The following is a 25,868-nucleotide window of genomic DNA, read 5'->3' as shown; positions in this document are numbered from 1 at the left end:
ATGCGTTATCCGAGGTGTCTCCCATGTCCGTCCGCTATCGCTCCGTCCTGTTGTCTGCGCTTCTGTGCCTGACCGCGATCCTTCCCGCCGCGGCCGAGGACATCATGCTACCGCGCGAGCCGCAGATCGGGCCTCGGCCGTTCTATCTCGTCGACAAGATGAAGGACGGGCCGCTGAAGCAACAGCTCAGCCAGTGCACCGGACCATTTCGCAAGACCGATTTTTCCATCGGCCACCGCGGCGCCGCGCTGGAATTTCCTGAGCATACCAGGGAGTCGTATATTGCTGCCGCCCGCATGGGCGCCGGCATCGTCGAATGCGACGTGACGTTTACGAAAGACCGCCAACTCGTGTGCCGCCACTCGCAATGCGACCTGCACACCACCACCAACATCTTGACCGTGCCCGAGCTTGCCGCAAAATGCACGCAAGCTTTCAGCCCGGCTGATCCCGCGACTGGCAAGAAAGCCTCCGCAAAGTGCTGCACGAGCGACATCACGCTCGCCGAATTCCGAATGCTCAGTGCGAAAATGGACGGCTTTAACCCGGATGCCAAGACGCCGGCGGAATACCAAAACGGCACGCCGCGCTGGCGCACCGACCTCTACGCCAATTCCGGGACTCTGATGACCCATGACGAGAGCATCGCGCTGATCAAGAGTCTCGGCGCCAAGTTCACGCCTGAGCTCAAGGCGCCGGAGGTGCCGATGCCGTTCGACGGCGATTACACGCAGGAGAAATACGCGAGCCAGATGCTGGACGCCTACAAGAAGGCCGGCATTCCGCCGTCAGACGTGTTCGCGCAAAGTTTTAATTTCGCCGACGTGCTTCACTGGGTGAAGACCGAACCGGAATTCGCGAAACAGGCGGTCTACCTTGAAGAGCGCTACGAAAAAGAGGGTCTCGATCCCAATAAGCCGGAGACATGGAAACCGTCGATGGCGGAATTGAAGGCACAGGGCGTCGCAATCCTTGGCCCGCCGATCTGGACCATGCTGACGCTGAACGACAAGAAGGAAATTGTCCCCTCCGAATACGCCAAGGCCGCCAGGGCCGCAGGCCTCGACCTGATCGGCTGGTCGCTGGAACGCGATGGCCCGCTCAACAAGGGCGGCGGCTTCTATCACAAGTCGATCAAATCGGCGGTCGACCGCGACGGCGATACGCTGACGGTATTGGATGTGTTGGCCAAACAGGTCGGCATCCGCGGCATGTTCTCGGACTGGCCGGCGACGACGACGTTCTATGCGAGCTGCATGGGAATGAAGTGAGAATCGTAGAATCGCAGGGTGGGCAAAGGCGCGTTGGCGCCGTGCCCACCATTTCTTGCACCGCTGTTGATGGATGGTGGGCACGCTTGCGCTTTGCCCACTCTACGCGCTCATCTACGCCGGCTCCAGGCCGAGCGCCTGCGCGCTTTCGATCCAGGTCGGCAATTCGCGCTGATACAACGCATTGCTTTCCTTGAAGCCGAGCGCCGGCTCGAGCACGAACGTGGCGAGAACTTCCTTCACCTTCGGATCGTTGTTGGCGGCCACGCAGAGTTCCGACAGCCGATCGACGATCGGCTGCGGCGTCGCCTTCGGCACCGCCCAGCCCGTGAAGCCGCTGATTGTGAAGAACTTCGATGTGGCGCCCTGTTCAGGCAGCGTCTTGACGTTCGGAATCGCGGCGACCTTCTTCGAGTGCACCGCGAACACCACGCCGTGATTGCCTTGCAGGACGGGTTGCGCGGCCGTGTAGCTGCCCATCGCGACGTCAAGCGTGCCGTCCATCAGCCCGGTCCACATCGGCGCTTCGCCCCGGTAGTGGATCGGCTCGATCTTGAGGCCGTACTGCTTGTTGAGTTCGTTGATCGTCATGTGCGGGGCCGAGCCCGCGCTATAGGTACCGAAGTTGACCTGGCCCTTCTTGCGCGCGAACGCGACGAAATCGTCCAGCGTCTTGACGCCGGACGCCAGGCTCGCGACCAGCAGCAGCCCGGCGCCCGGAATGATGCTGACGAGCGTCAGGTCCCTGTCCATGTCGTAGCCGGGGTTCTTCATCATGACCCGGTTCATCACATAGGTCGTCGAGATCGAGCACAGGATGGTGTGGCCATCGGGCGCGGCGCGTGCGACTTCCGCCGCGCCGATCGAGCCGGAGGCGCCCGCCTTGTTTTCGATGACGACGTTCTGACCCACCTGCCTGGAAATGTAATCGCCGAACGCGCGCGCGAGCAAGTCGGTCTGCCCGCCCGCCGGGTAGCTGCAGACCATGCGGATATTCCGCGACGGCCAGGGGGCTTGCGCGAAGGCGCCACGCACGAGGAAAGGCGTTGCGGCGGCGGCCGCGCCGACGGCGATGAAGTGACGGCGGCTGATTCTCACTGGCATATTCGCTCCCTGATTTTCGGCGAGCGTACCGCATCGTCCCCCCTCTGCCATAGGCGAAAGGCGGGACAGATTGGCGCACATCAGATTCGGGCTTTCGCGGGTGGCCTCCGGATCATGGCATTCGCAACCGCCATTTTCCGAGACGCGAAAATACCGACGGCGACAGCCCGCCAAATCTCTCGATCGCCTGTCGCGACCTCAAAGAGCTGAAGGCATGAACTGAACGTGGGCGTTGCATAGGTCGGCAGAGAGTGGCGATGCCGCAAGGCCACGGCCGGGCTGATCTGTGGTAAGCTTCTTTCAATACATTGCTGAGCGGAGGGGATTGTGCGGCGACGCGATTTTATTGCGCTCCTCGGCGGCGCGGCGGCCATGCGACCACTGGGCACGCATGCGGAACGCCCGCGTCAGCGCGTCCTCTATTTCACGTACTCGGCCGGCTACCGGCACGATGTCATACCGCTTTCCAAGGCAATCCTGACCCAGCTTGGAAGCAACTCGGGTGTCTTTGAAGTCACGGCAACGGAAGACACGTCTGAATTCTCTCCCGATAACCTCGAGCGCTACGCCGCGGTGATGTTCTACACGTCAGGAGAACTTCCGATGAGCGAAGCGCAAAAGAACGCTCTTCTCAACTTCGTGCGCTCGGGCCGCGGGTTCCTCGGTGTTCATTCGGCGACGGACACATTTTACACCTGGCCGGATTATCTCGACCTCGTCGGCGGCTACTTTAATGGTCACCCCTGGCATCAGGCCGTGACAATCGAGGTGGTCGATCCCAGCGATCCTCTGGTGGCTTTTCTCGGGAATTCGTTGCAGGTCGAGGACGAGATCTACCAAATCAGCGACTTCGACTATCGTCGATCACGCGTGCTCCTGCGCCTCGACCCAAGCTCGGTGGACCTTGGCAAGACAGGCGTGCATCAACGATTCTATGGGTGGCCTCTTGCATGGAGGCGCTTCTACGGCGAGGGACGCGTATTCTATACGGCGCTGGGCCACGAGCCGTCAGTTTGGCAGGACGCCCGCTACCAGCGAATCCTCACCAACGCGATCCTCTGGTCTATGCGAAGGTCGCCCTAAATCTCCAGCGTGCAGGTGATAGCGCGAGCGTGTCGAACGTTCAGGATGCGGGCCGCAGCATCGGCGTCAGCACTGGAGAAGAGCCGCTTTGGATCCTGCCAACAGCTTCGAAGCCATGGCGTTCATAGAGCGACATGTTACGCGGGTTCGAGCTTTCGAGATAGGCCGCGATGCCCTCCCCGTCGCATCGTCGGAGCGCGTGTTTCATCAGCAACGCGCCAAGCCCTTGCCCGATCCAGTTCGGATCGGCGGCGAAAAGGGGTAAGTACCAATGCGGCTCGCGGGGATGATGTTCGGCCATGCCTTTCATCACGGCCCCGATATCGTCGGCGATATCCGGTCGCACCGATTCCTCCATGATTGCGCCCATTTCTGCTTCGTCTGGCTCGACACCCGGCGGCAGCCATAAGGCGACAGCGCGTCCCCCTTCAGTGATGTAGGCTGTGCCATGCTCGAAAGCCCGGCCGCCGAAAGCATTGACGAACCGAGGCATTATTCTGAGATATTCCGACGAGTCAGACCATACCCAACGCGCCATCGGGTCAGCCGCAAAGCCGAGCACAATGGTACTGATTGCGCTTGCCCGGTTGTTCGCGCTTGCGGACTTGACTTCTGGTGTCGCTGACATCGTGTCGCTCCCTCGATCACCCCTCAATGTAAACAAGCCGATGCCTTCTTTCCAGCCGGATAAACTCGCGTGTAACTTCCGATAACGGTCAAACCTTCGACCCTTTGGCTGCACAGGGCCCGAGGGTCAATCGTAGTTTACCTTGGGAAAAAAGTCTCCGCGCCCTTCGGGGGTCATATCGAGCAGCCCCCACAAGGGGTCGACCTGATCCCCGGCGCGATGATGTTGATTGGGTTCGGTTGGTGCGAAGCTCATCTCTGAACCCCAGAAGTGACGGATTGCTCCGCCGCTCTTCTTGAACACGTTGAAGATCGTTTCGTCCCAGTTCTCGCCGTCCGGAACGCGATGCTGTGTACGCAACCCCTTGGAAAACTTCGACGTGTCACCAAAATAATCCGCGTCGAAGCTATTGCCCGCCGTAGACACGAACGACAGATGGTCCCAGCCGCGCCCGTGAGCCCACGCGGAGAGACGAGCAATTGAGGATTTTGCGACGATGTAAAGTGCAGCTCGCTGGCCGATGTGCCTTGCCGCGCCGTCGAGCCCATCAAGCAGGTGCGTGCAGCCGGGACATGGTAGCTCCCGCTCGGGTCCATACATGAAGCTGTACAGAATGAGCGTGTCGTGCGGACCGAACAACTCGGACATCTTGACCTTCTCAGGCGCTGCATTCTTGCCTATCCGCTCGAATACATAGTCTTCCGGTACTTCGCCGCCGAGCGGCAAGGCGCGGCGCTTGGCTGCTACAGCTTCAATGTGGGCACGAAGCGCGATCTCGTCGTCCAGAAGCGCGTTTCTGGCAGCACGATACTCGGCGGTCTCGTTCGGGTAGCGGAGATGCTCCATGGCTTCCCTCCAGACTAAAAGGTCTGTGAGCCCTGCGGACAAACTCATCCGTGAGTAGCGGGTTCCCTATTGCACCCGCTTGCCGCCTATCCTTGCGACCAACCCCGTTGGCGCGCCAATTGTCCTTAGGGGTCAATGAGCACTCCAGGATTGAGCATGCCTTGCGGATCGAGCTCTCTTTTTGCGGCCCGAAACGCGGTCGCGAAAAGCTCCGGGCGCTGACGGTCGTACCAAGGCCGATGATCACGGCCAACGGCATGATGATGCGTGATCGTCCCGCCCGCCTCAATCAGCGCATCGCTGGCCGCATTCTTGATCGCCTGCCACTGTTCCAGAAGAGCACCGTGGCGGCCGAGTGCATGGAAAGAAAAATATGGCGCGGGTCCGTCAGGATAGACATGGGTGAAGCGGCATGTGACCTCGCCTTTTACGCCAGTCGCATCAACAATTGCACGCTCCGTTGCCGCCTTCACTTTGTCGTGGAAGCTTTCGAACCGCTCCCAGGTGATAGCGGTCTCGAAGGTGTCGTTGATGATGCCGGCCGGGGCCAGAAACTCGCGCGCATAGGGCATACGAATGAATGCGTTACGCCAGATTCCTGCCGCGCCTTCGAGATGTGCATCGCCGGCCTTTGCCGCCTCCGGTATCCCACCATGGTCGGCGCAGCATTCGAGCGCGCGTGCCATCCAGGCATCCGGCGAATGGTCGCCCGATTCAAAGCCGAGCACCATAATCGCGACGCTGCCGTCGGCAGCCCCAGTGTTGAATGCCTCTTGCGCGTCGAGGATGCGGCAGTTCGATGGATAGAGGCCGGCCTGTGCGATCGCGCGCAGCGCGCGGGCCGCACTGAAGAACGAGTGGAAACGAACCGATGCGCCAGCACGGAATTTGGGACGTGGCTGCAATCGCATCCAGGCGCGCGAGATCACCCCGAGCGTTCCTTCGGAGCCTATGAACATGCGGTCGGGGCTCGGTCCGGCACCCGATCCCGGCAAGCGACGTGTTTCCATTACGCCGCGCGGCGTCACAACGCGCAGGCTTTCAACGAAATCGTCTATATGCGTGTAGAGACTGGCGAAATGGCCGCCCGACCGCGTCGCGATCCAGCCGCCAAGGGTTGAATACTCGAAGCTCTGCGGAAAGTGACGCAACGTGACGCCATACGGCTTAAGCTGGTTCTCCAGAGATGGACCAAAGGCACCACCTTCGATCAGTGCGGCGCGCGATATCTGATCCACCTCGACGACCTTGCCGAGATTGCGTAAGTCCAGCGTGACGGCCGCCTTGTAGCTGATACCGTCGACGCGCGGCTCGACACCGCCGCAAACGCTCGACCCGCCCCCGAACGGCGTAAGCGACGCGCTGACACCACCGGCCCAGTCCATGACAGCGGCAATCTCTGCTTCGTTTCTTGGATAGGCGACCACGTCGGGCGCGCTGCCGTATTCGCCGAGCATGGCTCGCACGTAGTCTGGATAGGATTTGCCGTAGGCGTGCGCGACGCGGTCGTATCGTTCGCTCGTGCAAAAAGCGGCAAGCGAGGCCGGCGGCACCACGCGCGGCGCGCGCAATGTCAGGTCCTCAAGGCGCGGGACGACTGTTGTTTCAAACGAATCGCGCGCAAATTTTTCGCGATAACGGCCGAGCACAAAGGCCCGCTCCTCGGCAGTCATGCCTTCGTCTTCGCGGCCCCAGCCGTAATGTTTTAGCCTTGCACCGCTCACGGCCGCCTCCCCTGCTTTTTCCTATCTGTAGTTTTCGACATAGCCGCCATACTGGCTCTTAATCTTTTGAACGCGTGAAGGGCACAAAGCGAACGGGGGCGACGGCACGCGTCGTCGTCTTGTCGGGGGCGGTTTTCTCGACGACCGTGAGCTGCTGACTGGTGTAAGCGGCGCCCACCGGCATGACGAGTCGGCCACCTACTTTAAGCTGCTCAATCAGCGGCGCCGGTACTTGCCCGAGTGCGGCGGTTACGACGATGGCGTCAAACGGACCGCAATCGGGCCAGCCAGCATAACCATCGCCCAGCCTGACGCTGACATTATCGTATGCGAGTTCTTTGAGTGTTTTCGTGGCGGCTTCGGCCAATTGCGGGATGATCTCGATGGTGCAGACCTTCCGCGCCAGATGCGCAAGGATGGCGGCCTGATAGCCCGAACCGGTACCGACCTCGAGCACAACATGATCGGGCGCGACCCCGGCCAACTCTGTCATCAATGCCACGATGAACGGCTGCGATATCGTCTGGCCGTGTCCGATGGAAGCCGGCCTGTTCGCGTAGGCGATGGAGCAAGACCGTTCAGGCATGAACAGGTGGCGTTTCGTTCGCCCCATGGCCTCAAGAACTCTCTCCGAGAGGCCCTGTTGTCCCACAACACTGGCGTGGGAACGATGGGCGTAGGCCCTGATGGCTTCGACCATGGCCGCGCGTTCGCGGTCGCATTGTGGTTCCTGTGCCGTCGCCTCCCGCGCGACGACAACCATGCACAGAACGAGCAGCAAGATCTTCATGATCATGCGGCCATCCAAAATCGAAGGCACCGTCCGCTATCTAAGGTCGAAGCCCCAGTGGAACAAGCTGTCTGGTCCTTGGCAGAGTGAACATACTCTGCCCAGGTTCCAACTGTCAGTTTGTCCCCTTCTGCCGGCAGGAGGACAGGCCTTCGGCCAGCGCCGGCGAAAACTATTGTTGTCCGGACTGCAACGGCATCGGCGCTCGCGCTTGCTCTCTGGTTTGTGTCGGCGAAGGAGTCGACACCGGCTTACGCGGAGAGGTGGCAATCGGCGGTGGCGGATTGGCTGATGCCGTCGCTGACGGTTTGGGCCGCGGCTGTTGCGCGGAGGCGTTCGCGATCACGCGCGCCATTTGCTCCTGGTTTGCCTTGAGCTGCTCGGCGGTGCTGGCATTTTCGCGCACCAATTCTTCCTGGCCAGCCTTGAGCCGTTCGATCTCCTGCTGCACGTTGGCGAGATCACGCGCCATCGTTTCGAGCAACTGTGTTACCTCTGGAGAGGCCGGGGGGGCTACTGCCTCTTGCGGTACGGTCTGGGCCGCAAGTGCCAATTGCGAAACTGCTGCGTCCGCCGCAGCTACCTGAACAGTAGGCTCGCTCTGCTGGGCGGCGAGCTTCGGTGCTTGCGATGGCAACGACGAAGCCGGAGCCAGTTGCGGCACCCATGGGGCGATCATCAGCCTCGCCGCCTCGCCATAAGATTGCGAAGCGAAAGCAGCGATACAGATGCCCGCTGTTAACAGCAGACCGACAAAGCCGCGCAGCGCCGGCCTGCCGCGCGATGACTGACGCCTGTTAACGGGCTTTTTCTCCAGCCTGGCAATCTGTTCATTGACAAGCGCGAGTTGTTCATCCGCGCGGGCGATCTTTTCATAAGCATGCGCGAGCCGTTCATCGGCGCGCGCGACCAGCTCGATGTCTTGCGTGGATAGTCCCGGATTAACATCACGTGGGTCGGTTGGCCTGGTATTCACCGCGGTATCCATGAGCGCCTCCTGCCCGGTTTGCGATCACCCGAATGGACGGTCGTCGGATTTTGGACACTCCCTACCGCCGTTTTGACCAAAGCAAGGCTGGAGGATGGAAAGTATAGGACCGATTTTGGGCATTAGACCTTCAGGCGCCGCCCGGGTGCCGCCTCGACGAGGGACTTGCTGAAGTCGCATCGCGGCGGTCTACTACCTCCAAGCGAGTTGGCTCTTATGACGGGTCAGTTGGCCCTGCTGCCCAGGAAGGCCGGGATATCCAGAACCTTTTCCTCGATCGGATTGCGCGGGGGAGGAGCGCGACCGTGGGGATCGAGGCGCTGCGGTGCCGCATGCCGCGCTTGTTGGGCGATCGGCGGCCGCGCTTCGAGGTGGCGCGGCGGCGGGATGAGCGAGGGCGGGTTGGCGAATTGCGGCGGCGGTACGCTACGCTCGGCGATGCGGCGCCGGTCGTTGCTCAGCCTGCCGGCAAGATCCGTGAGCAGGCCTTCCGCGGCTTGCGTCGGGCCTGTCGCGTCGAGATTGTCGATGCCCGTGGCCACGACCGAAACGCGGACGATGCCTTCGAGGCTGGCATCGAAGGTCGCGCCGACGATGATGTTGGCGTCCTGATCGGCCTCGTCGCGGATGCGGGTGGCGGCTTCGTCCACCTCGAACAGCGTCAGATCCCTGCCGCCGGTAATGGAAACGATCAGGCCGCTGGCGCGCTTGATCGAGGGATTCTCGATCAACGGGTTGGAAATCGCAGCCACCGCAGCGTTGAGCACGCGCTTCTCGCCGGAAGCCTCGCCCCTGCCCATCATGGCCTTGCCCTTCTCGCGCATCACCGAGAGAACGTCGGCAAAATCGAGATTGATCAGGCCTTCCTTGACGATGAGATCGCTGATGCAGGCCACGCCCGAATAGAGCACCTGGTCGGCCATTGCGAAGGCATCGGCAAACGAGGTCTTCTCGTTGGCTACCCGGAACAGGTTCTGGTTCGGAATGATCAGGAGGGTGTCCACTGCCTTCAAGAGTTCCGCGATTCCGGATTCGGCATAGCGCATGCGGCGCTGGCCCTCGAACTGGAACGGCTTGGTGACGACGCCGATGGTAAGAATGCCGAGCTCACGCGCGGTCCTGGCGATGACGGGCGCGGCTCCGGTGCCGGTACCGCCCCCCATGCCGGCCGTGATGAACACCATGTGCGCGCCGGTCAGATGATCGCGGATCTCGTCGATGGCCTCTTCCGCCGCGGCGCGGCCGATATCGGGCTGCGCGCCGGCGCCAAGGCCTCCGGTCACCTGCGTGCCCATCTGGATGACGCGCTTGGCCCTCGAACTGGTGAGTGCCTGGGCGTCGGTATTGGCGACGATGAATTCGACGCCTTCAAGGCCCGCGTCGATCATGTTGTTGACGGCATTGCCGCCGGCACCGCCCACCCCGAACACGATAATGCGCGCCCTCAACTCGCGAATATCGGTGCCACCCATTTTTGCCCCACGGTTGCTCCGCCAAACCGCGGAATAGGAAAAGATTTGTTACCCACGAGCAGCCTTGCGGTCTGCTTCCACCAAGCTCGCAGCCAGATGCCCCACCCGGCGCGCAGAATGTCCGTGATTCTCGTCCGAACTGCCAGTTCGGAGAGCGGTCCGAAGAGCTGCCACCTCCCCCTCAAGCCGCGCCGTTGCCTCCCTGGCGGCTTTGGTCTCGGCAGTCGCCTGTAGCAGCTCAGCCATCAGGCGATCGGCGCGCTCGCGTTCATGCTCGAAATCCGCGCGGTGACCGGCTGCCCTGGCGTCAAGCTGCGCGACCTCCGACTGCAGCGTCACGACGAGCGCCCTCAACTGAGCGGCCTCGCCCGCCCGGTGACCGGCCGGTGGCTGCGGCGTATGCCTCACTTCAGCGAGATCGACGCTCACCAGCGCCTTCCCATCATCGGAAAGCGAGCGCGGCAATCGGAGCCGTCTGGCAAGCGAGCGGGCGGCCGCTGCCGAGATGTTCAGGCGGGCGCCCAGGTCTGCGTAGGTCAGAATCTCAACGGACATCGGCTGTTCTCCTCGAACGAACCGCGCTGGAATCGTCTGATGATGGCCGGGTAGTCCCCTAAGTTAGGGGCCTTATGGTTAACAAACAGTTAACGGACAGCCAGGTACCGACTTGAGCGTGCCGCAGCCGCCACTTTGCTCGGCCGGGTGGTGAATCCCACCGGGATTGGGGTGGTGCAAGCTGTGCGAGATCAACGGGTTGCGGTATATTCCGGATCGCGGCTGAGGCGCGATAGAGATGGATGACGAACAGCTTGCTGACTTGCACAAATTCCTGGCCGAGTACCACCGACGACTCGCCAAGGAAGCGGTCCTCGACGTCGTGCAGCAATATCACTCCGACCTTGCGCAACGGCTCGCCGACGAAGCCGCGCTGATCCCAAGGCGAACGGCCATCGCGCAGCGGCTGCGGGAGGGTGAGCAGCGGCTGAGGGACGCCGAGGAGTGAACGAGAGCAGCTTCGTAAGGTGGGTTATCGCAGCGTAACCACCGAAGTCTCGATGCGCGGTCGGTGCGGTCGGTGGGTTGCGGCTTCGCCTACCCTACGCTCGCTACCGACTTTCCCTGACAGTTTCGCGAACGGCAGAGCAAGGCTATCATTGCGCGGCATCACCACGCGATGGGGGCGGATGATCCGAAGGAGGCCGTCATGAACCAGCCGCAGCCCGTCAAGGACGCCGGTCACCTTTACGAAGTCGAGCGTCGCGCCGAGCACGCCGCGCGCCCCGGCTTTCGCATCATGGAGTTGCAGCTCTCTGCAACCCAGAAGGTGCCGTGGCACACGCACACCAATGTCTCCGATACTTTTTACGTTCTGCAAGGCCAGATGAGGCTGTTCCTGCAGGATCCGAAAGAGGAAGTGAATTTGAGGCCCGGCGAAGTCTATGTCGTCAGGCCCGGGCGTCCGCACCTGGTGACCAACGGCGGCGCGACGTCCCTCACCTTCCTGGTTCTGCAGGGGGTCGGCGAATACGATTTCGTTCCGCTGGTGTCGCGTTAGGCCGAGCTTTCAAGATGTTGAGGAATGCTCTGCGCGAGTTCCTATTGCTCCGAGCATGCATATAGCGCGCCTTGTAGCGCGAGCGCCCGCGGACCCGTCGCGGCAATGAGGTTGTCACACTTTCTACAAACAACCGCGTGAAAATCCAAAGGACAAGGGGAATGTTGGGTCGTTCTGCTGCAGGAGTCATCCAAACCAGAGGAGACAGCGATGGCAACTCAAGTAAAGCCCATTCCTGACGGATATCACACGCTCACGCCTTATCTCGTCGTCGACGGCGCGGACAGGATCATCCAGTTCATGAAGAACGCATTCGTCGCAGAATTCGTGTTCGAGCCGATGATGCGGCCCGATGGCAAGATCATGCACGCGGAGCTCAAGATCGGCGATTCCGTCGTGATGATTTCCGATGCGTCCGAGCGTGCCAAAGCCACTTCGGCCATGCTGCACGTCTACGTGCCCAATGTGGATGAAGTTTACCAGAAGGCGCTGAAGGCTGGCGGCACCTCGGTGATGGAGCCTACGGACATGTTCTACGGCGACCGTAGCGGCGGCGTGACGGACCCGGCCGGCAATCACTGGCACATCGGCACTCACGTCGAGGACGTTTCGCCTGCCGAGCTCAAGAAGCGAGCAACGGAATATATGAAGCAGCAAAACAAGGCGGCGTAAGCGAGCTCGTGAGACCTTCGTAGGGTGGTTAGCGCAGCGTAACCCCAAAGTCTCAATACGCCGTTGGTGCGGCCGGTGGGTTACGCTTCGCTAACCCACCCTACGGCACCGGTTACAACGGCAAATTGTCGTGCTTCTTCGCGGGCATTTCGACCTTCTTGTCTTTCAGCATCGCCAGCGCCCGCGCGATGCGCTTTCTCGTCGAATGCGGCATGATGACGTCGTCGATGTAGCCGCGTTCGGCGGCGATGAAGGGGGACAGGAAGCGGTCTTCGTATTCCTTGGTGCGCTTGGCGATCGCCTCGGGATCGTTCATGTCGGCGCGGAAGATGATTTCGACGGCGCCCTTGGCACCCATCACGGCGATCTGCGCAGTCGGCCAGGCGTAGTTCATGTCGGCGCCGATTTCCTTTGAGGCCATCACGTCGAAGGCGCCGCCATAGGCTTTTCGGGTGATGACGGTGACGAGCGGCACCGTGCATTGCGAGTACGCAAACAACAATTTCGCGCCGTGCTTGATCAGGCCGCCATACTCTTGAGCGGTGCCCGGCAGGAAGCCCGGTACGTCGACAAACGTCACGATCGGGATGTTGAAGGCATCGCAGAAGCGGACGAAGCGCGCGGCTTTCCTTGAAGCGTCAGAGTCGAGCACGCCCGCCAGCACCATCGGCTGGTTGGCGACGAAGCCGACCGTGCGGCCGGCGATGCGGCCGAAGCCGGTGATGATGTTTTTCGCGAACGCCTCCGAGATTTCGAAGAAGTCGCCCTCGTCGACGACCTTGCTGATCAGCTCCTTCATGTCGTAGGGCTTGTTCGGATTGTCGGGGATCAGCGTATCCAGCGACATGTCCACGCGCTCGATATCGTCAAAACTCGGCCATTCCGGCACGCCGTCGGTGTTGTTGGACGGCAGGAAGTCGATCAGCCGGCGCATCTGCAGCAGCGTCTCGACGTCGTTCTCGAACGCGCCGTCGGCGATCGAGGAGCGCGTCGCGTGCACCGAGGCGCCGCCGAGCTCTTCCGCGGTCACGACCTCGTTGGTGACCGTCTTCACCACATCGGGGCCGGTAACGAACATGTAGCTCGTGTTCTTCACCATGAAGATGAAATCGGTCATCGCGGGCGAATAGACGTCGCCGCCGGCGCAGGGCCCCATGATGACGGAGATCTGCGGGATCACGCCCGAGGCAATGACGTTGCGGCGGAATACGTAGGAATAGCCCGCGAGCGCCGCGACGCCCTCCTGGATGCGCGCCCCGCCGGCGTCATAGAGGCCGATGATCGGCGCCCTCGCCTTCATCGCCATGTCCTGCAGTTTTGTGATCTTCAGCGCGTGGGTCTCGGACAGCGAGCCGCCAAACACGGTAAAATCCTTGGCGAACACAAACGTCTTGCGGCCGTTGACGGTGCCCCAGCCAGTGACGACGCCGTCACCCGGCACCTTGGTCTTTTCCATGCCGAATTCGGTCGAGCGGTGCTCGACGAACATGTCGAACTCCTCGAACGAGCCCTTGTCGAGCAGAAGCTCGATGCGCTCCCGCGCGGTCAATTTTCCGCGAGCGTGCTGCGCCTCGATGCGCTTTTCGCCGCCGCCGAGCTTGGCGCCGGCGCGCCGTTCTTCGAGGGTGTCCAGGATATCCTTCATGCTGCTTCCGCCCGTCTTTTGGGTAACGATTTGAAGGCCTTCTAACACGGCCTTTTCGGAAGCGGAAACACCCTCATCCGGCATCTGGTACCGCGCTCCGGCACCCCCTATATGCGCATCCTGACTAGGGGGACCGGAATGACCGATACCGCAAGCGCCGACACCTCGGGCGCCGTTACAGGGGGCGTGCGAACTGTGCTGCGGCTCGAGGGATTAGCGCTCTTTATCGGTATGACGCTGCTTTATTATATCTGGGACGGCGACTGGTGGATCTATGCCCTCCTGTTCTTCGTGCCCGATCTCAGCTTTGCAGCCTACCTGTCGGGACCGCGTTTCGGCGCCCTCATCTACAACGCCGCCCACAGCTATCTCGCGCCGATGGCAATCATGACGACCGGATTTGCCACCGCCGCGCCGCTCACACTCTCGATCGCCATGATCTGGCTGGCCCATATCGGCCTCGATCGCGCGCTCGGCTACGGGTTGAAATACGCCAGCGGTTTTGGCTTCACGCATCTGGGGCGGATCGGGAAGTCTCCGAAGTGACAGCCGATTGGCTGCTTGCTGTCGTCCCATTCGAAGCCGCCGCGAACTGGGAAGGCGGCGGTTGGTTTCCTGCTGGCGCTGTTGAAGCTCGGTCAGCTACGCCTGCCTAAGGCAGGCGCCTGCCCGGCAGGTCCTTGCCGTTCTGATGCAGGACCAGCGACGACACCATGCCGCCTCCGGACCGCGCGAAGGTGATCTGGGCATTGCCCACGCGACTGAAGAAGTCAGTCTCGCTCTCGGCGAAGGCTTCGAGTTCTTCCTGACCTGTCCACTGCACGAACAGCCGCCCGCCATCGGCGCGCGCCGTCAGCACGAAGTCCGGTGTGAGCTCGTAACGTCCGGCATAGGTTGCAAGCACGGCCGGATCGACCGGCACCTCGCGCCGAATTTTTGCGAGCGGGTATGCCGCGTTGATGAGATGGGTGCCAAGCGCGATATTTGGGTCATAGTCGGCTGCATTGGAGAGCACGATGCAGTTTCGCCAGGTCTTGGTCGAGTAACCGATGAAGGCTGCATAACCGCCTGTGCCCCCACTCTTCCAGATCACCTCGTCGCCGAACTGCGACGAGATAAACCAGCCCAGCGCCACGTCACGCTCCTCCATCATTGGACGCCGTTCGGAAAGCGTCATCTGCAGCGCGGAAGCGAGCGGCCCTTCAGCGGGATTCATGCATATCCGCAGAAATTTCATCAAGTCGTTCGCCGTCGAACGGAAGGCACCGGCGCCGGCGAACGCCGAATAATCCCAGTTCGCGACGGGTGCGAGCGTCGCGCTGTGGCCGCGCGCCAGGCGTCGCTGCATCGAGCTCGAAAGCGTGATGCGCGTATCCTCCATGCCGAGCGGCGCGCAAATGCGCGAGACCACCAGCTCCTCGTAGCTCTTGCCGGCGCGCAGTTCGAGGATGTGGCCAAGCAGGCCGAAGCCGAGATTGGCGTATTCGTAATGCTTGCCAGGCTTGTGGGCGAGCTTGTGGTTCGAGAGATAGTCGTAGAGCCGCTCGGGGGTGTAGTCGATATAGGGATTGCTCCAATCCTTCGGCGCGAAATTCGACGGCATCCGCGGCAGGCCCGACGTATAGGTCGCAAGGTCTATCAGCGTGATCGGCGCCCCTTCGAAATCGGGCATCCTGACGCTGGCAGGCAGATATTTCGCCGCAGGGTCATCAGGTGCGAGCTCGCCGCGCAGCACCATGTCGGCGAACAGCAGCGCCGTGAACACCTTGGTGATCGAGCCGATCTCGAACACCGTATCGCCATCGAGCGGGCGATTGCCGGGGGAGTCGGATTGACCATACGCCGCGATGCTGTGCCGGTCCCCGTCGAGGAAAGCGGCAACGAGGCCCATCGTTTCACGCCCGACATCCACCCTCTCCTTAAGAGTGGCGGCAACATCCTGCCCCCGTAGCATCTGGGCCCAACCCCAATCCGGCCAAGCGAAAACGCCAAGCCTCCTGACAGCACCGAGCGACGATGCGGCATGCACAATCCTCTGGTAGCCATGACAAGCTAGTACAACTTGCTCCCCGGCGGAACCTCGCCGTACACTTGCCGGTGAAGGAACCGTGAACCCTTGGATGGCGTTGATTGCCAAACCGAAGGAGGCCATCAGATGTACGGATCCAATCTCACGAGAGCAGCGCTTCTTTTGGCATCACTCAGCCTGACCGGCAGCGCGGCGCTGGCCGCACCTGCCTCGCCCTTCACCGCGATGGCGGGTACGTGGTCGGGCGGCGGCGTGATCAGCACCAGTGATGGACAACGCGAGCAATTGCGCTGCCGCGCGTCGTACGACGTCGCCGGAAGCGGCGAACAGCTCCAGCTCAACCTGAGGTGCGCCAGCGCGAGCTACAATTTCGATCTCGCAAGCGAGGTCCAATACCGTGGCGGCGCGATTTCGGGTTCATGGAGCGAAGCGAGCCGTAACGCTTCCGGGACGCTTACCGGGCGCGCCGCCGGCGATCATGTCGAGGCTGCCGCCCGAGGCGACAACTTTTCGGCCCATCTGTCGCTGACGACCCGCGGCGGCAGGCAGACGGTGTCCATCCAGCCCCAGGGCACCAATATCACGTCGGTCTCGCTGGCGTTGAACCGGCGCTAACCGCGAACTAGATCGCCACGATATCGGCGAGGCATTGCTGTACGACCGTCATGCGCGCGGCGACGTGGCTTTGCTCCTTGCAATCCATGTTCATGGCGAACACGGTCTGCTGGTTGCCCTTCTCGGCCCAGCCTACCATCCAGCCCAGTGAAGGCTTGCCCTGCTCCGCGCCCAGCAAGCCGCTCTTGGCGCGGATGGTGGCGTCGCCGACCTTTGTTACCGGCAGGATATCGCGCGTCAATTCCTGGCTGCGCTTGGAGACGGGCAGCACGCCGCGCCGCAGCCGGTCGATGAAATCGATCTGCTGCACCGGGTCGATGCGCAAACTGCCGGTCAGCCAGAACTGGTCGATGCCGCCGCCGATGTCGCGGTTGCCATAGTCGAACAGGTCGACATATTTCTGCATACGCTCCTGCCCGATGCGGCGAGCGATCTCCTGATACACCGGCACCACTGAAGCCGCGATCGCCGAACGCAACGTATGATCCTTGTTCCAGGGCTCGATACTGCGCTTCACGCCATCCCACTTGAAGACATCCTTGTCGGGGTCCTCGACCACGCCGGTCTCGAGTGCGATGATCGAATTCGGAACCTTGAACGTCGAGGCCGGCAGGCTGCCCTCGCCCGACCGCACCTTGTCGCTGGCGATGATCAAATAATCGTCCACCTTGTAGCCGACGAAGGTGCCGGTCGTGCCGAGATCGAAAAACCGCTTGGCCAGATCGTCGCGAAACTCGCTGCGCTGGTAGGAGACATTGGCAAGGGCGCGCGCGGGCAACAGCGTGGTCGCGGCAAGCAGGCCGAGCGCATGACGACGATTGATCACGAGGATATCCGGGCTGGTTGAGGAATGCCGACGATGCGGATGGCATCGTGGAAAAACTATGACAAGTGGGCCTTTAGTTGCCCTGTGTTCCCGGCGCAAGCCGGCATCCGCTCGCGCGAAAAACCACCGCAATCACCGTATCCGACCCGACAGCCGCAGCACGAAGATCAGCACTTCGGCGACCGCCTTGTAGAGCTCCGGCGGAATCTCGTCGCCGATTTCGACATGGGACAAGGCGCCCGCCAGCACCTCGTTCTCCTCGATCGGGATGTCGTGTTCCCGGGCGAGCTCGATGATTTTCGCGCCGATGCCGCCCTTGCCTTTGGCGACAACCCGCGGGGCGCCGGTCTTATCATAATGCAGCGCGATCGCAACCTTGTTCCTGGTTCCGACGATCATAGCGCACGGTCCAGAAAATGACCGGCACGGGCGGCGGGCGCGGCCTGCGGCGGCGCACCGTCGCGGATCACGATATCGCCAGGCTGCAATTCGGCCCGGCTGAGCGCCTCGCTCAGTTGCGACGTCCCGGCGCGCAGTTGCTCTGCGGTCGCCGGTCGTTCCGCCCAGATCCGCACCGAAGTTTTGTCGCCGGTTAGCGATATCAGCGCGTGAACCGGACCTGCCGGTTCGACGTCGAGCGAAAACCGCGCGCGCCACACCCGCTTCACTGCCTCGACGGCCTCGCTGCCGCCATCGCGGGAAATCTCGAACTGCGCCATCGCGGTGCCCTGCGGCGTCACGAAGGGAATTTCGAAATTCCAGCGTGGCGCCGCGACGTCAGCTTTCGGCCCCGTATCGATGCGATCAGGCAAGGAGGCGACCTGCAGCAGCGTCTGCCGCGCGATGGCGGCATCGGTAACATCGAGCAGATGATGCGCGGTCGCCTCGAGCGGTGCATGCGGCGTGATGCTGGGCGAGGCGATCGGCTGTGCGGCCGGCAGCCCGCCCCGGATGGGTGGCGGCGGCGTGTTGGTGTGGAAGGTGATGTCGCCGCCCCGAACGTCTTTCGATGTGGCCGCGGCAGCCCGAACTGGAACGCCGAGCTCCTGCAGCGCCTCCTGCAGCAGGTTCAGCGTTGCGCCCGCCGAAGACCCAGGCGGGGCCGTCAGTGAGCTTCGGGCGGCATGGATCGGCAGCGCGAGATTTTCGGCTGCAAGCAATCGCGCCTGCGGCAGCAGGATTTCCGGCAGATCGACGTTGGGCGACAAAGACGGCGCAAGGCTCGCGCCGGCCTGTGGCGGCGCAGCCTGTTGTGCCCCGGCCGGTGTCGGCGGCGGGGTCGTCGAATTGCCGCCGAGCGCCGACTGCAGCGTCTGACGCAGCACGATCAGCGCGGCCTTGAGATCGGGTACGCCGCTTGGGGGGACGGAGCCCGACGCCAGCGACGCTTCGAGGAATATTCCGGACTTCTGGAACGCCGTCTTGATGTCGGGGCCACCAAGGTTCTGATCGAGATTGGTCTGTTGCGCCAGCACCTGCGTGATTGCCGCTTGCAATTTCGGCGGCAGATTGCCGGAGGAAACTGCCGCGCCCAGGTTGGCAAACAACGGCGCCAGGCTGTCCTGTTCGGTCGCGGCGGCTTGGGCGGCGGCGGAGACGGTTGCGCGCTCCAGCGGCGTCAGCACGTTCTTCGCGGACACGATAGCTGGCCGATTGACGGCATCGGCCAGCGCATCGGGCGACAAGGTGACGGCATCGGCGGATGCCCCGGCGGCATCACTGCCCTGCCCGACCAGGGCCAGGCGGATGCCGCCATCCTTCGTCTGCGATACCGCAAGCTGCAGGTTCTGGCCCTGCTGCAACGGAATTTCCGAGGTCACGTCGATCGAGAGGCTGGCGATCGCAATGCGTACGAGATCGGCGGACAGCACTTTCAGGACCTGGGCGTTGACCACGCTACCCGGCTGCAGCACCAGTTCGGACGCCACGCCGCCAGCTTCTTGGGCAGCAAGCACCGGAAGAACGGGATTGATGGAAATCGCCATAGTGTGATGTCTCGGCCAAGCCCGAAGCCTACCCCGGCGCCGTAAACCTCTCCTTAACCGGACAGCGGGCGCTCAGGTCTTCAGGGCGTCCAGAACGGTCACCACGGCCCGGAAATCGATCAGCCGGGCGGCCCGGCGAGCCGCCACCTCCTCGTCCACGCCCCATTGCTCGGCGTTCCAGTCATCATCGACATGGGCCGCCGTCCAAACCTGGTCGGAATCGAGGGCCCCGCGCAGCAACGCCAACGCCAATAGCGCGGAGCCTGTCAACGTCGTCACCACATGCAGCGCCGCCACGGACCAAGGGTCGGCCGGAAACACGCGACGAGCGGCCTTGATCGCCTGCTCCGGCTGGGTCACATGCACGATCCCCTCGGACAGGATGAAATGGGCTCCGAGCTCGTTCGAGGCCCATGACAGCACGGGGTCCCAATGCGCCGCTTCCCGCGCGACCAGCGCCTCGGGATGGCCGGCCCGGTAGAACAGCAAGTCGGAGCCGAGGTATTTTGCGACGTCGTCGGCCACGGCATCGACGCGATCGGCGACCTCGACGACGGAGTTAGCAAAGCGCGTCAGTGGCATGGTCAGGGGGTCGACGGTCTCGCCTTGCGCATTCCATTCGGCGGCGATCGCTTCCGCGATGGCGCTAACCGGCGCTACGACCTGGCGGCCGGAAGGCGTGCGGATCGACTTGCCGTCGAGCGTCACGGCAAACCCGCCATCGGCCGGCGCAACGCCGGCCTCCTTGTAGAAGCGCTTGCGCTGGGGCGCGCGCGTGGCGCGGCGCACAGCCTCCGTCGGATCGAGCGGAGACTGTCCGGCGACGTCATCGAATAGTTCACGCATGCGGTATCCAGCAGGTCGGTGATTAATCCAGTCCCGACAATACGATGCCGGTGGATGCAAATAAAGGCGATGAGGAGGTTGCGGCGGCAAGCTGCGATGCTGGTTCTGCTGGACGACCCGCTGACGCCGGGTTCCATTCGCCGCACCAGCGAACCTGATGGATTCCGGGATCGCGTGCGCGCGCCCCCGGAATGACGGGGACAGGCTTAGACGTCAGCTCACTTCTGATAAATCACCTTCCCCGCCCGGATCGTGTAAGCGACCTTGGCGAGGTTGGTCACATCGGCGAGCGGATCGCCGTCGAGCACCACGAGGTCGGCGTCAAATCCGTTCTCGACCCGCCCCTTCTTCGCCGCCTTGAAATATTGCGCGGGATTAGTGGTCAGCGTGGCCAGGATTTGACGCGCGGACAGTGCGCGATGCATCAGCTCAAATTCGAGCGTGGTATCGTAGAGTTTGGTGAAGCCGACATCGGTGCCGAACAGGACCGGGCCGCCATTGTCGGAGAACGCCTTGACTTGAGCGACGGTCGTCGCGATGAGGCGTGCAGCTATATCTGGCGCAACGGAAGCTTTGCAAATAGCGAGAGCGTCGGAACCAGGGCAATGCCCTGCTGCTTGAATCGCGTGAGCTGCTCGGGCGAATAGATCGGCTCGCCGGGTACCGTATGAGCCATGATGTCGACGCCGGCCGCAATCACGGCGTCGACGCCCGCCATGTTTTGCGGATGGGCGAACGCTGGCTTGCCTGCGGCATGCGCAACGTCGACCGCCGCTTTGGCAATCGCTGGGTCCATATTCACGACCGGCTTTCCGGTGCCCTTGAAGGAGCCGGTGAACAGTTTCACGCCATCAAGACCGAAGCCCATATAGGTGCGCGTCAATTGCGTGGCTTGTTCCGGCGTGGAAGCTTCCGGCAGCTTGATCTCGGGGGGCAGGTAGGCAGGATGGCCGTCCCTGGGGAAGATGCTGCCTGCGGTATAGATATCCGGGCCCGGCACCTCGCCGGAATTGACCCGGCGGCGCAATGCCAGCGTATCTTTCCCGTCTGAGCCGATATCCCAGACGGTCGTGAACCCCCACCGGGTCAGCATCGCCTGCATGTGCTCGGCCAGCGGTGCGGCAGGAGCTGAGCCGGCGTTCTTCCATACTTCTTCCGTGAAATGGATGTGGCTGTTCCAGAATCCCGCAACCACCGTCTTGCCTGAGCAATCGACGACGCTGGCATCAGCGGGAATGTGAATATCGCTGCGGTTGCCGAGCGCAGTGATCGCGCCGTTGGGCGTGACAATGACTGCATCGGCAAGTGGAGCGGAATCGGGTGATGCGTAAACGCTGCCGCCCACGAGAGCAAGCGTCTGCGCGTTGGCCAGACCACTTGCGCCGGGCGCTCCGATCAAAACGAAAAAGCAGAACGCGAGCCTGACCAGATTTCCGTTCATGCGCGGTCCCCTGCACCTGACGGCGTGATGTTAGAGGCCGCCTCAATCGCGCAATATCAAATTGGCGCGTTCTGCGTTTGACAGTTATTGCGCCAGCCAGCGCGTTGCGTACCCGCTATTCTTCCGGCGCGTTCTCGATAGGATCGAACCGATCGTGCTCCAGCCCGAGCAGATTCCAGGATTGCAGCATGTGCGGCGGCAGCGGCGCACTGACATCGATCACGCCGCCGCGCGGGTGCGGGATCACGATCCGCCGCGCGAGCAGATGCAAGCGGTTCTGCAGCCCGCCCGGCAGATCCCAGTTCTCCTTGTTGAAATATTTGGGATCGCCGACGATGGCGTGATCGATATGCGCCATGTGAGCGCGCAATTGGTGGGTTCGCCCGGTGACCGGCTTCAGCGACACCCAGGCGAGCTTCTGCGCCGAGGTCTCGACCACGGCGTAATACGTCACCGCGTGGCTGGCGCCCTCGTCGCCATGTTTTGCGACCCGCATGATGCTGTCCTCTTCGCTCTCCTCCTTGGCTAGATAGGTCGAGATGCGGCCCTGCTTCGGCTTCGGCACGCCCGCGACCAGCGCCCAGTAGATTTTTCGCGCGGAGCGGTGGCGGAACGACCCGGTCAGGGCGGTCGCCGCGAAGCGCGTCTTGGCGACCAGCAGGCAGCCCGACGTTTCCCTGTCGAGCCGGTGCACCAGCCGCGGCTTCTGCCCCTTGGCGTCGCGCATCACTTCCAGCATTTGGTCGACATTGCGCGTGATGCCGGAGCCGCCCTGCACCGCCAGCCCCGCGGGCTTGTTCAGCACCATGACGTCGGCGTCCTCGAATAGCGTCATCTCCTTCAGCGCCTGCAGCGTCTTCGTTGCGGCTTCCGAGAGCGCGCCTGCGCCCTTCGGCGTATCGAGCTTGAGCGGCGGGATACGAACGCTCTGGCCTTCTTCCAGCCGGTCCTTGCTGTCGGCGCGCTTGCCGTTGACGCGCAGCTCGCCTTTCCGGACGATGCGCTGGATGTGGGAGAACGACAGGCCGGGGAAACGCGCTTCCAGGAAGCGGTCGACGCGCATGTTGTTCTCGTCCGCAGTGACGACGACGGTCTGGACCTTCGTCGGCAGCGGCGGCGGCTCGGCGATGACCTTCGCGGGCTCGGCGACAAGATGCTTTGAGGCACGAGGTGGCGAGGCCGCAAACCGCGCCGCTGGCTTTCCGCCCGGGCGATGTGCCGGCGGCCGCTCGGCCTGCGAACCCCGATACGGACGCGCACCCTTGGGGCGATCGCCCGCTGGGCGGAGAGGTCTCTTGACGCGTCGGCTCATGATGGCTGCGGCTCCGAAAGTTGAGCGGTTGAGTAGCGCAAAAGCAGCGAATCGTCACGGCGAATTCAGTACAAATCAGGCGCCGGATCGGCCATGTTAGGCCAAACAACCAAGAAACGTGGGGGCAGGCCGGATGAACTTATCAAGATCGGCTTTGACCGTTCTGGCGGCAATGGTCGCAAGCACGGCGTGGGCACAGATGCCGGAGGATCTGGCCTGGAAGCTCCTGGAACTCGGCCGCGTCATCGACCCACCCAAGACGGTGGAGCTCTACGCGCCGCTGCAGGAAAAAGAGCCGTATCAGGGCGTCAAGGTCGAACGAGACGTTAAATACGGCCCCGCCGATCGCAACCTGCTCGATATATTCGCACCGGATAACGTGACATCGGCCCGGCCGGTGCTGATCTTTGTCCATGGCGGCGCCTTCGTCGGCGGCAACAAGCGGACCACACCGACCAGCCCGTTCTACGACAACATCATGCTATGGGCGGCAAGGAACGGCTTTGTCGGCGTCAACGTCACCTATCGGCTCGCGCCACTGGCACCCTGGCCGGCGGGCACGGAGGATATCGCCACCGCGGTCAAGTGGATCACCGACAAGATCGGCGAGCATGGCGGCAATCCCGCGCGCATCTACCTGATGGGACATTCCGCCGGCGCGGTTCACGTCGCAAACTATGTCGCGCATCCCGAATTCCAGAAGGTGAAGGGTGGCGGCCTGGCCGGCGCGATCATGCTCTCGGGAATTTACGACCTGACCGCGACACCGCTTGCCGATACCGGGCGCGCCTATTTCGGCGCCGATCCCGCGCGCTACGCCGAACGATCCTCGCTGTCCGGTTTGGCAACAACGGATATCCCGCTGATGATAGCCGCCGCCGAACTGGACCCGGAAGGTTTCGTGCTGCAATTCGATCTCGCGAAAGATGCAAGCTGCAAGCGCGCCGCCGGATGCGCACGCACTTTCCTGCTGCCGCAGCACAGCCACATGTCGGAGGTGTATTCGATCAACACCGCCGACACCCGGCTGACCGATCAGATCCTGGATTTCGTGAAGACAGGGAAATAGCGACCGAGCTCAGGGCGCATTACGGCCTCGCGCCCGGAACGCCGCACGGCGAAGTTGCCGGCACGAAATATTGACTCCATATTTTATAGCATGTACTATAAAAAATGTAGTACGATGGAGCTGTTCCGATGTCAGCAACGTCCGATGTTGCCCGTCCAACCGGCGTCCGCAGCTTTTGGCTTGGCTTTGCCGCCTACCTGCTTCCCTCGTTTCCGATCGCCTATGTCTGGCACCTCGTCCTGTTCGAGCAGAGATACCACGCGCTCCAGATCTATCGCGACCAGCCGGTGATCGCGTTCGGACTGGGTTCAATGATTATCCAGGGCGCGGTGTTCTCGTGGTTGTTCCCGCGCGTATTCGCACAAGGTAGCGGCTCCTTCCTGAAGGACGGGCTCCTGTACGGTCTTGGCGCTGGCCTGCTGTCGTGGTCGTTCACCACGCTCGCGATCGCAGCCAAGAATGTGATGGTTTCCGTGCCTGATTACGTGCTGCTCGAAACCGCGTTTACGATCCTGCAATTTGCCGTCGTGGGGCCGTTGATCGCCCTCGCCTACCGACGATGATACGGAGGAGCCGACCTCGAAGGCATGAGCAATCTTCACTATCCGCAATTCTGCGCACTCGCCCGCGCGGCCGAGATCATCGGCGAGCGTTGGACTCTCCTGATCATCCGCGAGCTTCTTCTTGGGCCGAAGCGGTTTGGCGATCTCCTGGATCATCTTGACGGCATGAGTCCCACCCTGCTGACAACGCGCCTCACCGCCCTGATCGAGTGCAACGTCGTGCGGCGGACCGCCTTGCCGCCGCCGGCCAATGCGCAGGTGTACGAATTGACCGAAATCGGCCGGGAAATTCAGCCTGCGATCCGGGAGTTGATCCGCTGGGGCGGCCGCTTCCTGTTCCCACCGGTGCCGGGCGACACGTTCGAGCCGGATTGGGTGCTGTTGGGCCTCGATGCCATTGCGAAGCGTTCACCCGTGCCGGAAATCAGGGTCGGCCTTGTGGTCACCCATGGCAAGAAATCGGCAGGTTTCACCGTCGCGGGCGGCGGCGTCGGGACGGCTATTGAGAGAGGCATCACCGATTGTAAGGGAACGCTGGAAGCCCCGTTCGACGCGGTGCTCCAGATTGTCGGGACGAGCGTGTCCCTTCAGGACGCGATCGATGCGAAGCGCGCCAGCGTGAGCGGCTCCATGGCAGCCGTCCGCAAGCTTCCCGTTCTGTTCGACCTTGCGGAACGCCGGCGCATAACAGCTGCTGCAAACTGACGGAGGGACCGGTGGCCTGGACGAAATCGCCGCAGTCGCTGATCGATCTATTCGACAAGTCGGTTCCGTCAGGCGCAAATATCTCCCGCCGCAAGATGTTCGGCTACCCGGCGGCCTTTGCCAACGGAAATCTCTTTATCGGGCTGCACCAGAACGATTTCGTCATGCGGCTGTCGGAGAAGGATCGCGCACGCTTCGCCGCCGAATTTGGCGAACGGATCTTCGAGCCGATGAAGGGCCGACCGATGCGCGAATATGTGCGATTGCCCGAGGAGCTACTGGCCGATGCGGATAAGCGCGCATTCTGGATCAATCTTTCGCTGCACTATGCCGAGGCAATCGCGCCGAAGGCGAAATCTCCAAAGAAAAAGCAATTGCCCCGAACGCTGAAAAGGAGCCAAGCATGAAGAAGTTTGTGCTGCTGCATTACGGATTTGAAAGGCCCACTCCCGAAATCATGGCCGCCTGGGGCAAGTGGTTCGAGGCCACCAAGCCGCATACCGTGGACATGGGCGGCTTCGGCAATGGTCGCGAAATCTCGAAGGGCGGAACGAAGGATCTTCCGCTTGGACCCGACTCCATCACCGGCTTCACAATTGTCAACGCGGCAACGCTCGACGATGCCGAGAAGATGGCGCAAGCCAACCCTTTCATTTCGAGCATTCGAATCTACGAAGTAAGGTCAGGCTGACGCGGAAG

28 protein-coding genes and 1 pseudogene are annotated in these 25,868 nt (G+C 62.3%); 12 read left to right on the top strand and 17 right to left on the bottom strand.

Features of this window, described 5'->3' with window-relative positions; genetic code table 11:
* The first annotated feature begins 23 nt into the window (after positions 1–23).
* Positions 24–1,271, top strand: coding sequence for a glycerophosphodiester phosphodiesterase family protein (locus RX328_RS21605; RefSeq protein ID WP_213245420.1), 1,248 nt, complete (start codon positions 24–26; stop codon positions 1,269–1,271).
* A 114-nt stretch (positions 1,272–1,385) separates the two neighbouring features.
* On the opposite strand, the gene RX328_RS21600 is transcribed toward RX328_RS21605, so the two are convergent.
* Positions 1,386–2,375 (bottom strand): Bug family tripartite tricarboxylate transporter substrate binding protein, encoded by a 990-nt coding sequence (locus tag RX328_RS21600; protein WP_213245422.1) that lies wholly within the window; start codon positions 2,373–2,375, stop codon positions 1,386–1,388.
* Positions 2,376–2,702: 327 nt separating this feature from the next.
* Between RX328_RS21600 and RX328_RS21595 the strand changes: the two genes are divergently transcribed.
* The gene (locus RX328_RS21595; protein ID WP_213245424.1) at positions 2,703–3,458 is read left to right on the top strand and encodes a ThuA domain-containing protein; all 756 of its coding nucleotides are present in this window, start codon (positions 2,703–2,705) and stop codon (positions 3,456–3,458) included.
* Between the two features lie 40 nt (positions 3,459–3,498).
* Here RX328_RS21595 and RX328_RS21590 read toward each other — a convergent pair whose 3' ends face one another.
* From RX328_RS21590 to RX328_RS21560, 7 genes are all read right to left on the bottom strand, one after another.
* On the bottom strand, positions 3,499–4,086 hold the full coding sequence (locus tag RX328_RS21590; RefSeq protein WP_213246294.1) for a GNAT family N-acetyltransferase: 588 nt from the start codon (positions 4,084–4,086) through the stop codon (positions 3,499–3,501).
* 126 nt (positions 4,087–4,212) lie between these two features.
* Positions 4,213–4,932 (bottom strand): DUF899 family protein, encoded by a 720-nt coding sequence (locus RX328_RS21585; protein WP_213245426.1) that lies wholly within the window; start codon positions 4,930–4,932, stop codon positions 4,213–4,215.
* A 125-nt stretch (positions 4,933–5,057) separates the two neighbouring features.
* A complete protein-coding gene (locus RX328_RS21580) occupies positions 5,058–6,605 on the bottom strand; it encodes an FAD-binding oxidoreductase (RefSeq protein ID WP_213246296.1) in 1,548 nt (515 codons plus the stop codon).
* A gap of 109 nt (positions 6,606–6,714) precedes the next feature.
* Complete coding sequence (locus RX328_RS21575; RefSeq protein ID WP_249725964.1) at positions 6,715–7,452, bottom strand: protein-L-isoaspartate(D-aspartate) O-methyltransferase; 738 nt, start codon at positions 7,450–7,452, stop codon at positions 6,715–6,717.
* Between the two features lie 166 nt (positions 7,453–7,618).
* Entirely contained in the window at positions 7,619–8,434 is an 816-nt protein-coding gene (locus RX328_RS21570) for a hypothetical protein (RefSeq protein ID WP_213245428.1), read from the bottom strand.
* A 224-nt stretch (positions 8,435–8,658) separates the two neighbouring features.
* Entirely contained in the window at positions 8,659–9,906 is a 1,248-nt protein-coding gene (gene ftsZ / locus RX328_RS21565) for a cell division protein FtsZ (RefSeq protein ID WP_213245430.1), read from the bottom strand.
* A 48-nt stretch (positions 9,907–9,954) separates the two neighbouring features.
* Positions 9,955–10,461 carry a hypothetical protein gene (locus RX328_RS21560; protein WP_213245432.1) on the bottom strand — a complete coding sequence of 169 codons (507 nt, stop codon included), beginning with the start codon at positions 10,459–10,461 and terminating at the stop codon, positions 9,955–9,957.
* Positions 10,462–10,699: 238 nt separating this feature from the next.
* On the opposite strand from RX328_RS21560, the gene RX328_RS21555 reads away from it, so the two are divergent.
* The 3 genes from RX328_RS21555 (at position 10,700) to RX328_RS21545 (ending at position 12,133) form a co-directional block, all read left to right on the top strand.
* A complete protein-coding gene (locus RX328_RS21555) occupies positions 10,700–10,909 on the top strand; it encodes a hypothetical protein (RefSeq protein ID WP_213245434.1) in 210 nt (69 codons plus the stop codon).
* A 201-nt stretch (positions 10,910–11,110) separates the two neighbouring features.
* Positions 11,111–11,461 carry a cupin domain-containing protein gene (locus RX328_RS21550; protein ID WP_213245436.1) on the top strand — a complete coding sequence of 117 codons (351 nt, stop codon included), beginning with the start codon at positions 11,111–11,113 and terminating at the stop codon, positions 11,459–11,461.
* A 210-nt stretch (positions 11,462–11,671) separates the two neighbouring features.
* Positions 11,672–12,133: a VOC family protein gene (locus RX328_RS21545; protein WP_213245438.1), complete on the top strand. Its 462-nt coding sequence runs from the start codon at positions 11,672–11,674 to the stop codon at positions 12,131–12,133.
* 112 nt (positions 12,134–12,245) lie between these two features.
* Here the strand turns inward: RX328_RS21545 and RX328_RS21540 are convergent, their stop codons facing one another.
* The gene (locus RX328_RS21540) at positions 12,246–13,778 is read right to left on the bottom strand and encodes an acyl-CoA carboxylase subunit beta (RefSeq protein ID WP_213245440.1); all 1,533 of its coding nucleotides are present in this window, start codon (positions 13,776–13,778) and stop codon (positions 12,246–12,248) included.
* A 138-nt stretch (positions 13,779–13,916) separates the two neighbouring features.
* Between RX328_RS21540 and RX328_RS21535 the strand changes: the two genes are divergently transcribed.
* Positions 13,917–14,324 carry a DUF4260 domain-containing protein gene (locus RX328_RS21535; RefSeq protein ID WP_213245442.1) on the top strand — a complete coding sequence of 136 codons (408 nt, stop codon included), beginning with the start codon at positions 13,917–13,919 and terminating at the stop codon, positions 14,322–14,324.
* A 106-nt stretch (positions 14,325–14,430) separates the two neighbouring features.
* On the opposite strand, the gene RX328_RS21530 is transcribed toward RX328_RS21535, so the two are convergent.
* Positions 14,431–15,669 (bottom strand): serine hydrolase, encoded by a 1,239-nt coding sequence (locus tag RX328_RS21530; RefSeq protein ID WP_213245444.1) that lies wholly within the window; start codon positions 15,667–15,669, stop codon positions 14,431–14,433.
* A 264-nt stretch (positions 15,670–15,933) separates the two neighbouring features.
* Here RX328_RS21530 and RX328_RS21525 point away from each other — a divergent pair, with 264 nt between their 5' ends.
* Complete coding sequence (locus RX328_RS21525; protein WP_213245446.1) at positions 15,934–16,422, top strand: hypothetical protein; 489 nt, start codon at positions 15,934–15,936, stop codon at positions 16,420–16,422.
* A gap of 7 nt (positions 16,423–16,429) precedes the next feature.
* On the opposite strand, the gene blaOXA is transcribed toward RX328_RS21525, so the two are convergent.
* The 7 genes and pseudogenes from blaOXA to RX328_RS21490 form a co-directional block, all read right to left on the bottom strand.
* Positions 16,430–17,248 (bottom strand): class D beta-lactamase, encoded by an 819-nt coding sequence (gene blaOXA, locus RX328_RS21520; RefSeq protein WP_213245448.1) that lies wholly within the window; start codon positions 17,246–17,248, stop codon positions 16,430–16,432.
* 132 nt (positions 17,249–17,380) lie between these two features.
* Positions 17,381–17,647, bottom strand: a complete 267-nt coding sequence (locus RX328_RS21515; RefSeq protein WP_213245450.1) for an EscU/YscU/HrcU family type III secretion system export apparatus switch protein — start codon at positions 17,645–17,647, stop codon at positions 17,381–17,383.
* Positions 17,644–19,233 carry a flagellar hook-length control protein FliK gene (locus RX328_RS21510; protein WP_213245452.1) on the bottom strand — a complete coding sequence of 530 codons (1,590 nt, stop codon included), beginning with the start codon at positions 19,231–19,233 and terminating at the stop codon, positions 17,644–17,646. Before RX328_RS21510 ends, RX328_RS21515 begins: the two co-directional genes overlap by 4 nt.
* 72 nt (positions 19,234–19,305) lie before the next feature.
* Positions 19,306–20,079 carry an ATP12 family chaperone protein gene (locus RX328_RS21505; protein WP_213245454.1) on the bottom strand — a complete coding sequence of 258 codons (774 nt, stop codon included), beginning with the start codon at positions 20,077–20,079 and terminating at the stop codon, positions 19,306–19,308.
* Positions 20,080–20,297: 218 nt separating this feature from the next.
* Positions 20,298–20,732 (bottom strand): annotated as a pseudogene (locus RX328_RS21500) (amidohydrolase family protein); the annotation flags it as partial.
* On the bottom strand, positions 20,630–21,520 hold the full coding sequence (locus RX328_RS21495) for a hypothetical protein (protein WP_249725965.1): 891 nt from the start codon (positions 21,518–21,520) through the stop codon (positions 20,630–20,632). The gene RX328_RS21495 and the pseudogene RX328_RS21500, both read right to left, overlap by 103 nt.
* A gap of 115 nt (positions 21,521–21,635) precedes the next feature.
* A complete protein-coding gene (locus RX328_RS21490) occupies positions 21,636–22,832 on the bottom strand; it encodes an RluA family pseudouridine synthase (RefSeq protein WP_213245456.1) in 1,197 nt (398 codons plus the stop codon).
* A gap of 133 nt (positions 22,833–22,965) precedes the next feature.
* On the opposite strand from RX328_RS21490, the gene RX328_RS21485 reads away from it, so the two are divergent.
* The 5 genes from RX328_RS21485 to RX328_RS21465 all read left to right on the top strand — a co-directional run bounded on the left by RX328_RS21485 (position 22,966) and on the right by RX328_RS21465 (position 25,860).
* Positions 22,966–23,901 (top strand): alpha/beta hydrolase, encoded by a 936-nt coding sequence (locus RX328_RS21485; RefSeq protein ID WP_213245457.1) that lies wholly within the window; start codon positions 22,966–22,968, stop codon positions 23,899–23,901.
* A gap of 128 nt (positions 23,902–24,029) precedes the next feature.
* Positions 24,030–24,464, top strand: coding sequence for a hypothetical protein (locus tag RX328_RS21480; RefSeq protein ID WP_213245459.1), 435 nt, complete (start codon positions 24,030–24,032; stop codon positions 24,462–24,464).
* A gap of 24 nt (positions 24,465–24,488) precedes the next feature.
* Positions 24,489–25,169: a winged helix-turn-helix transcriptional regulator gene (locus RX328_RS21475; RefSeq protein WP_213245461.1), complete on the top strand. Its 681-nt coding sequence runs from the start codon at positions 24,489–24,491 to the stop codon at positions 25,167–25,169.
* An 11-nt stretch (positions 25,170–25,180) separates the two neighbouring features.
* Positions 25,181–25,576 carry a TfoX/Sxy family protein gene (locus RX328_RS21470; protein ID WP_213245464.1) on the top strand — a complete coding sequence of 132 codons (396 nt, stop codon included), beginning with the start codon at positions 25,181–25,183 and terminating at the stop codon, positions 25,574–25,576.
* Positions 25,573–25,860: a hypothetical protein gene (locus RX328_RS21465; RefSeq protein WP_213245466.1), complete on the top strand. Its 288-nt coding sequence runs from the start codon at positions 25,573–25,575 to the stop codon at positions 25,858–25,860. The genes RX328_RS21470 and RX328_RS21465 overlap by 4 nt, the downstream gene beginning before the upstream one ends.
* Positions 25,861–25,868 lie beyond the last annotated feature (8 nt).

Source organism: Bradyrhizobium sp. sBnM-33, from assembly GCF_032917945.1.
GTDB lineage: Bacteria > Pseudomonadota > Alphaproteobacteria > Rhizobiales > Xanthobacteraceae > Bradyrhizobium.
Note: the sequence above shows the minus strand (reverse complement) of the source record. Positions and strands in the feature narration are given on the sequence as shown.

Excerpts from the sequence above, each read along its gene's own strand:
- RX328_RS21605 (WP_213245420.1), top strand. The coding sequence starts at position 24 with ATGTCCGTCCGCTATCGCTCCGTCCTGTTGTCTGCGCTTCTGTGCCTG.
- RX328_RS21600 (WP_213245422.1), bottom strand. The coding sequence starts at position 2,375 with ATGCCAGTGAGAATCAGCCGCCGTCACTTCATCGCCGTCGGCGCGGCC.
- RX328_RS21590 (WP_213246294.1), bottom strand. The coding sequence starts at position 4,086 with ATGTCAGCGACACCAGAAGTCAAGTCCGCAAGCGCGAACAACCGGGCA.
- RX328_RS21585 (WP_213245426.1), bottom strand. The coding sequence starts at position 4,932 with ATGGAGCATCTCCGCTACCCGAACGAGACCGCCGAGTATCGTGCTGCC.
- RX328_RS21580 (WP_213246296.1), bottom strand. The coding sequence starts at position 6,605 with ATGACTGCCGAGGAGCGGGCCTTTGTGCTCGGCCGTTATCGCGAAAAA.
- RX328_RS21575 (WP_249725964.1), bottom strand. The coding sequence starts at position 7,452 with ATGATCATGAAGATCTTGCTGCTCGTTCTGTGCATGGTTGTCGTCGCG.
- RX328_RS21570 (WP_213245428.1), bottom strand. The coding sequence starts at position 8,434 with ATGGATACCGCGGTGAATACCAGGCCAACCGACCCACGTGATGTTAAT.
- ftsZ (WP_213245430.1), bottom strand. The coding sequence starts at position 9,906 with ATGGGTGGCACCGATATTCGCGAGTTGAGGGCGCGCATTATCGTGTTC.
- RX328_RS21560 (WP_213245432.1), bottom strand. The coding sequence starts at position 10,461 with ATGTCCGTTGAGATTCTGACCTACGCAGACCTGGGCGCCCGCCTGAAC.
- RX328_RS21555 (WP_213245434.1), top strand. The coding sequence starts at position 10,700 with ATGGATGACGAACAGCTTGCTGACTTGCACAAATTCCTGGCCGAGTAC.
- RX328_RS21550 (WP_213245436.1), top strand. The coding sequence starts at position 11,111 with ATGAACCAGCCGCAGCCCGTCAAGGACGCCGGTCACCTTTACGAAGTC.
- RX328_RS21545 (WP_213245438.1), top strand. The coding sequence starts at position 11,672 with ATGGCAACTCAAGTAAAGCCCATTCCTGACGGATATCACACGCTCACG.
- RX328_RS21540 (WP_213245440.1), bottom strand. The coding sequence starts at position 13,778 with ATGAAGGATATCCTGGACACCCTCGAAGAACGGCGCGCCGGCGCCAAG.
- RX328_RS21535 (WP_213245442.1), top strand. The coding sequence starts at position 13,917 with ATGACCGATACCGCAAGCGCCGACACCTCGGGCGCCGTTACAGGGGGC.
- RX328_RS21530 (WP_213245444.1), bottom strand. The coding sequence starts at position 15,669 with ATGGGCCTCGTTGCCGCTTTCCTCGACGGGGACCGGCACAGCATCGCG.
- RX328_RS21525 (WP_213245446.1), top strand. The coding sequence starts at position 15,934 with ATGTACGGATCCAATCTCACGAGAGCAGCGCTTCTTTTGGCATCACTC.
- RX328_RS21515 (WP_213245450.1), bottom strand. The coding sequence starts at position 17,647 with ATGATCGTCGGAACCAGGAACAAGGTTGCGATCGCGCTGCATTATGAT.
- RX328_RS21510 (WP_213245452.1), bottom strand. The coding sequence starts at position 19,233 with ATGGCGATTTCCATCAATCCCGTTCTTCCGGTGCTTGCTGCCCAAGAA.
- RX328_RS21505 (WP_213245454.1), bottom strand. The coding sequence starts at position 20,079 with ATGCGTGAACTATTCGATGACGTCGCCGGACAGTCTCCGCTCGATCCG.
- RX328_RS21495 (WP_249725965.1), bottom strand. The coding sequence starts at position 21,520 with ATGAACGGAAATCTGGTCAGGCTCGCGTTCTGCTTTTTCGTTTTGATC.
- RX328_RS21490 (WP_213245456.1), bottom strand. The coding sequence starts at position 22,832 with ATGAGCCGACGCGTCAAGAGACCTCTCCGCCCAGCGGGCGATCGCCCC.
- RX328_RS21485 (WP_213245457.1), top strand. The coding sequence starts at position 22,966 with ATGAACTTATCAAGATCGGCTTTGACCGTTCTGGCGGCAATGGTCGCA.
- RX328_RS21480 (WP_213245459.1), top strand. The coding sequence starts at position 24,030 with ATGTCAGCAACGTCCGATGTTGCCCGTCCAACCGGCGTCCGCAGCTTT.
- RX328_RS21475 (WP_213245461.1), top strand. The coding sequence starts at position 24,489 with ATGAGCAATCTTCACTATCCGCAATTCTGCGCACTCGCCCGCGCGGCC.
- RX328_RS21465 (WP_213245466.1), top strand. The coding sequence starts at position 25,573 with ATGAAGAAGTTTGTGCTGCTGCATTACGGATTTGAAAGGCCCACTCCC.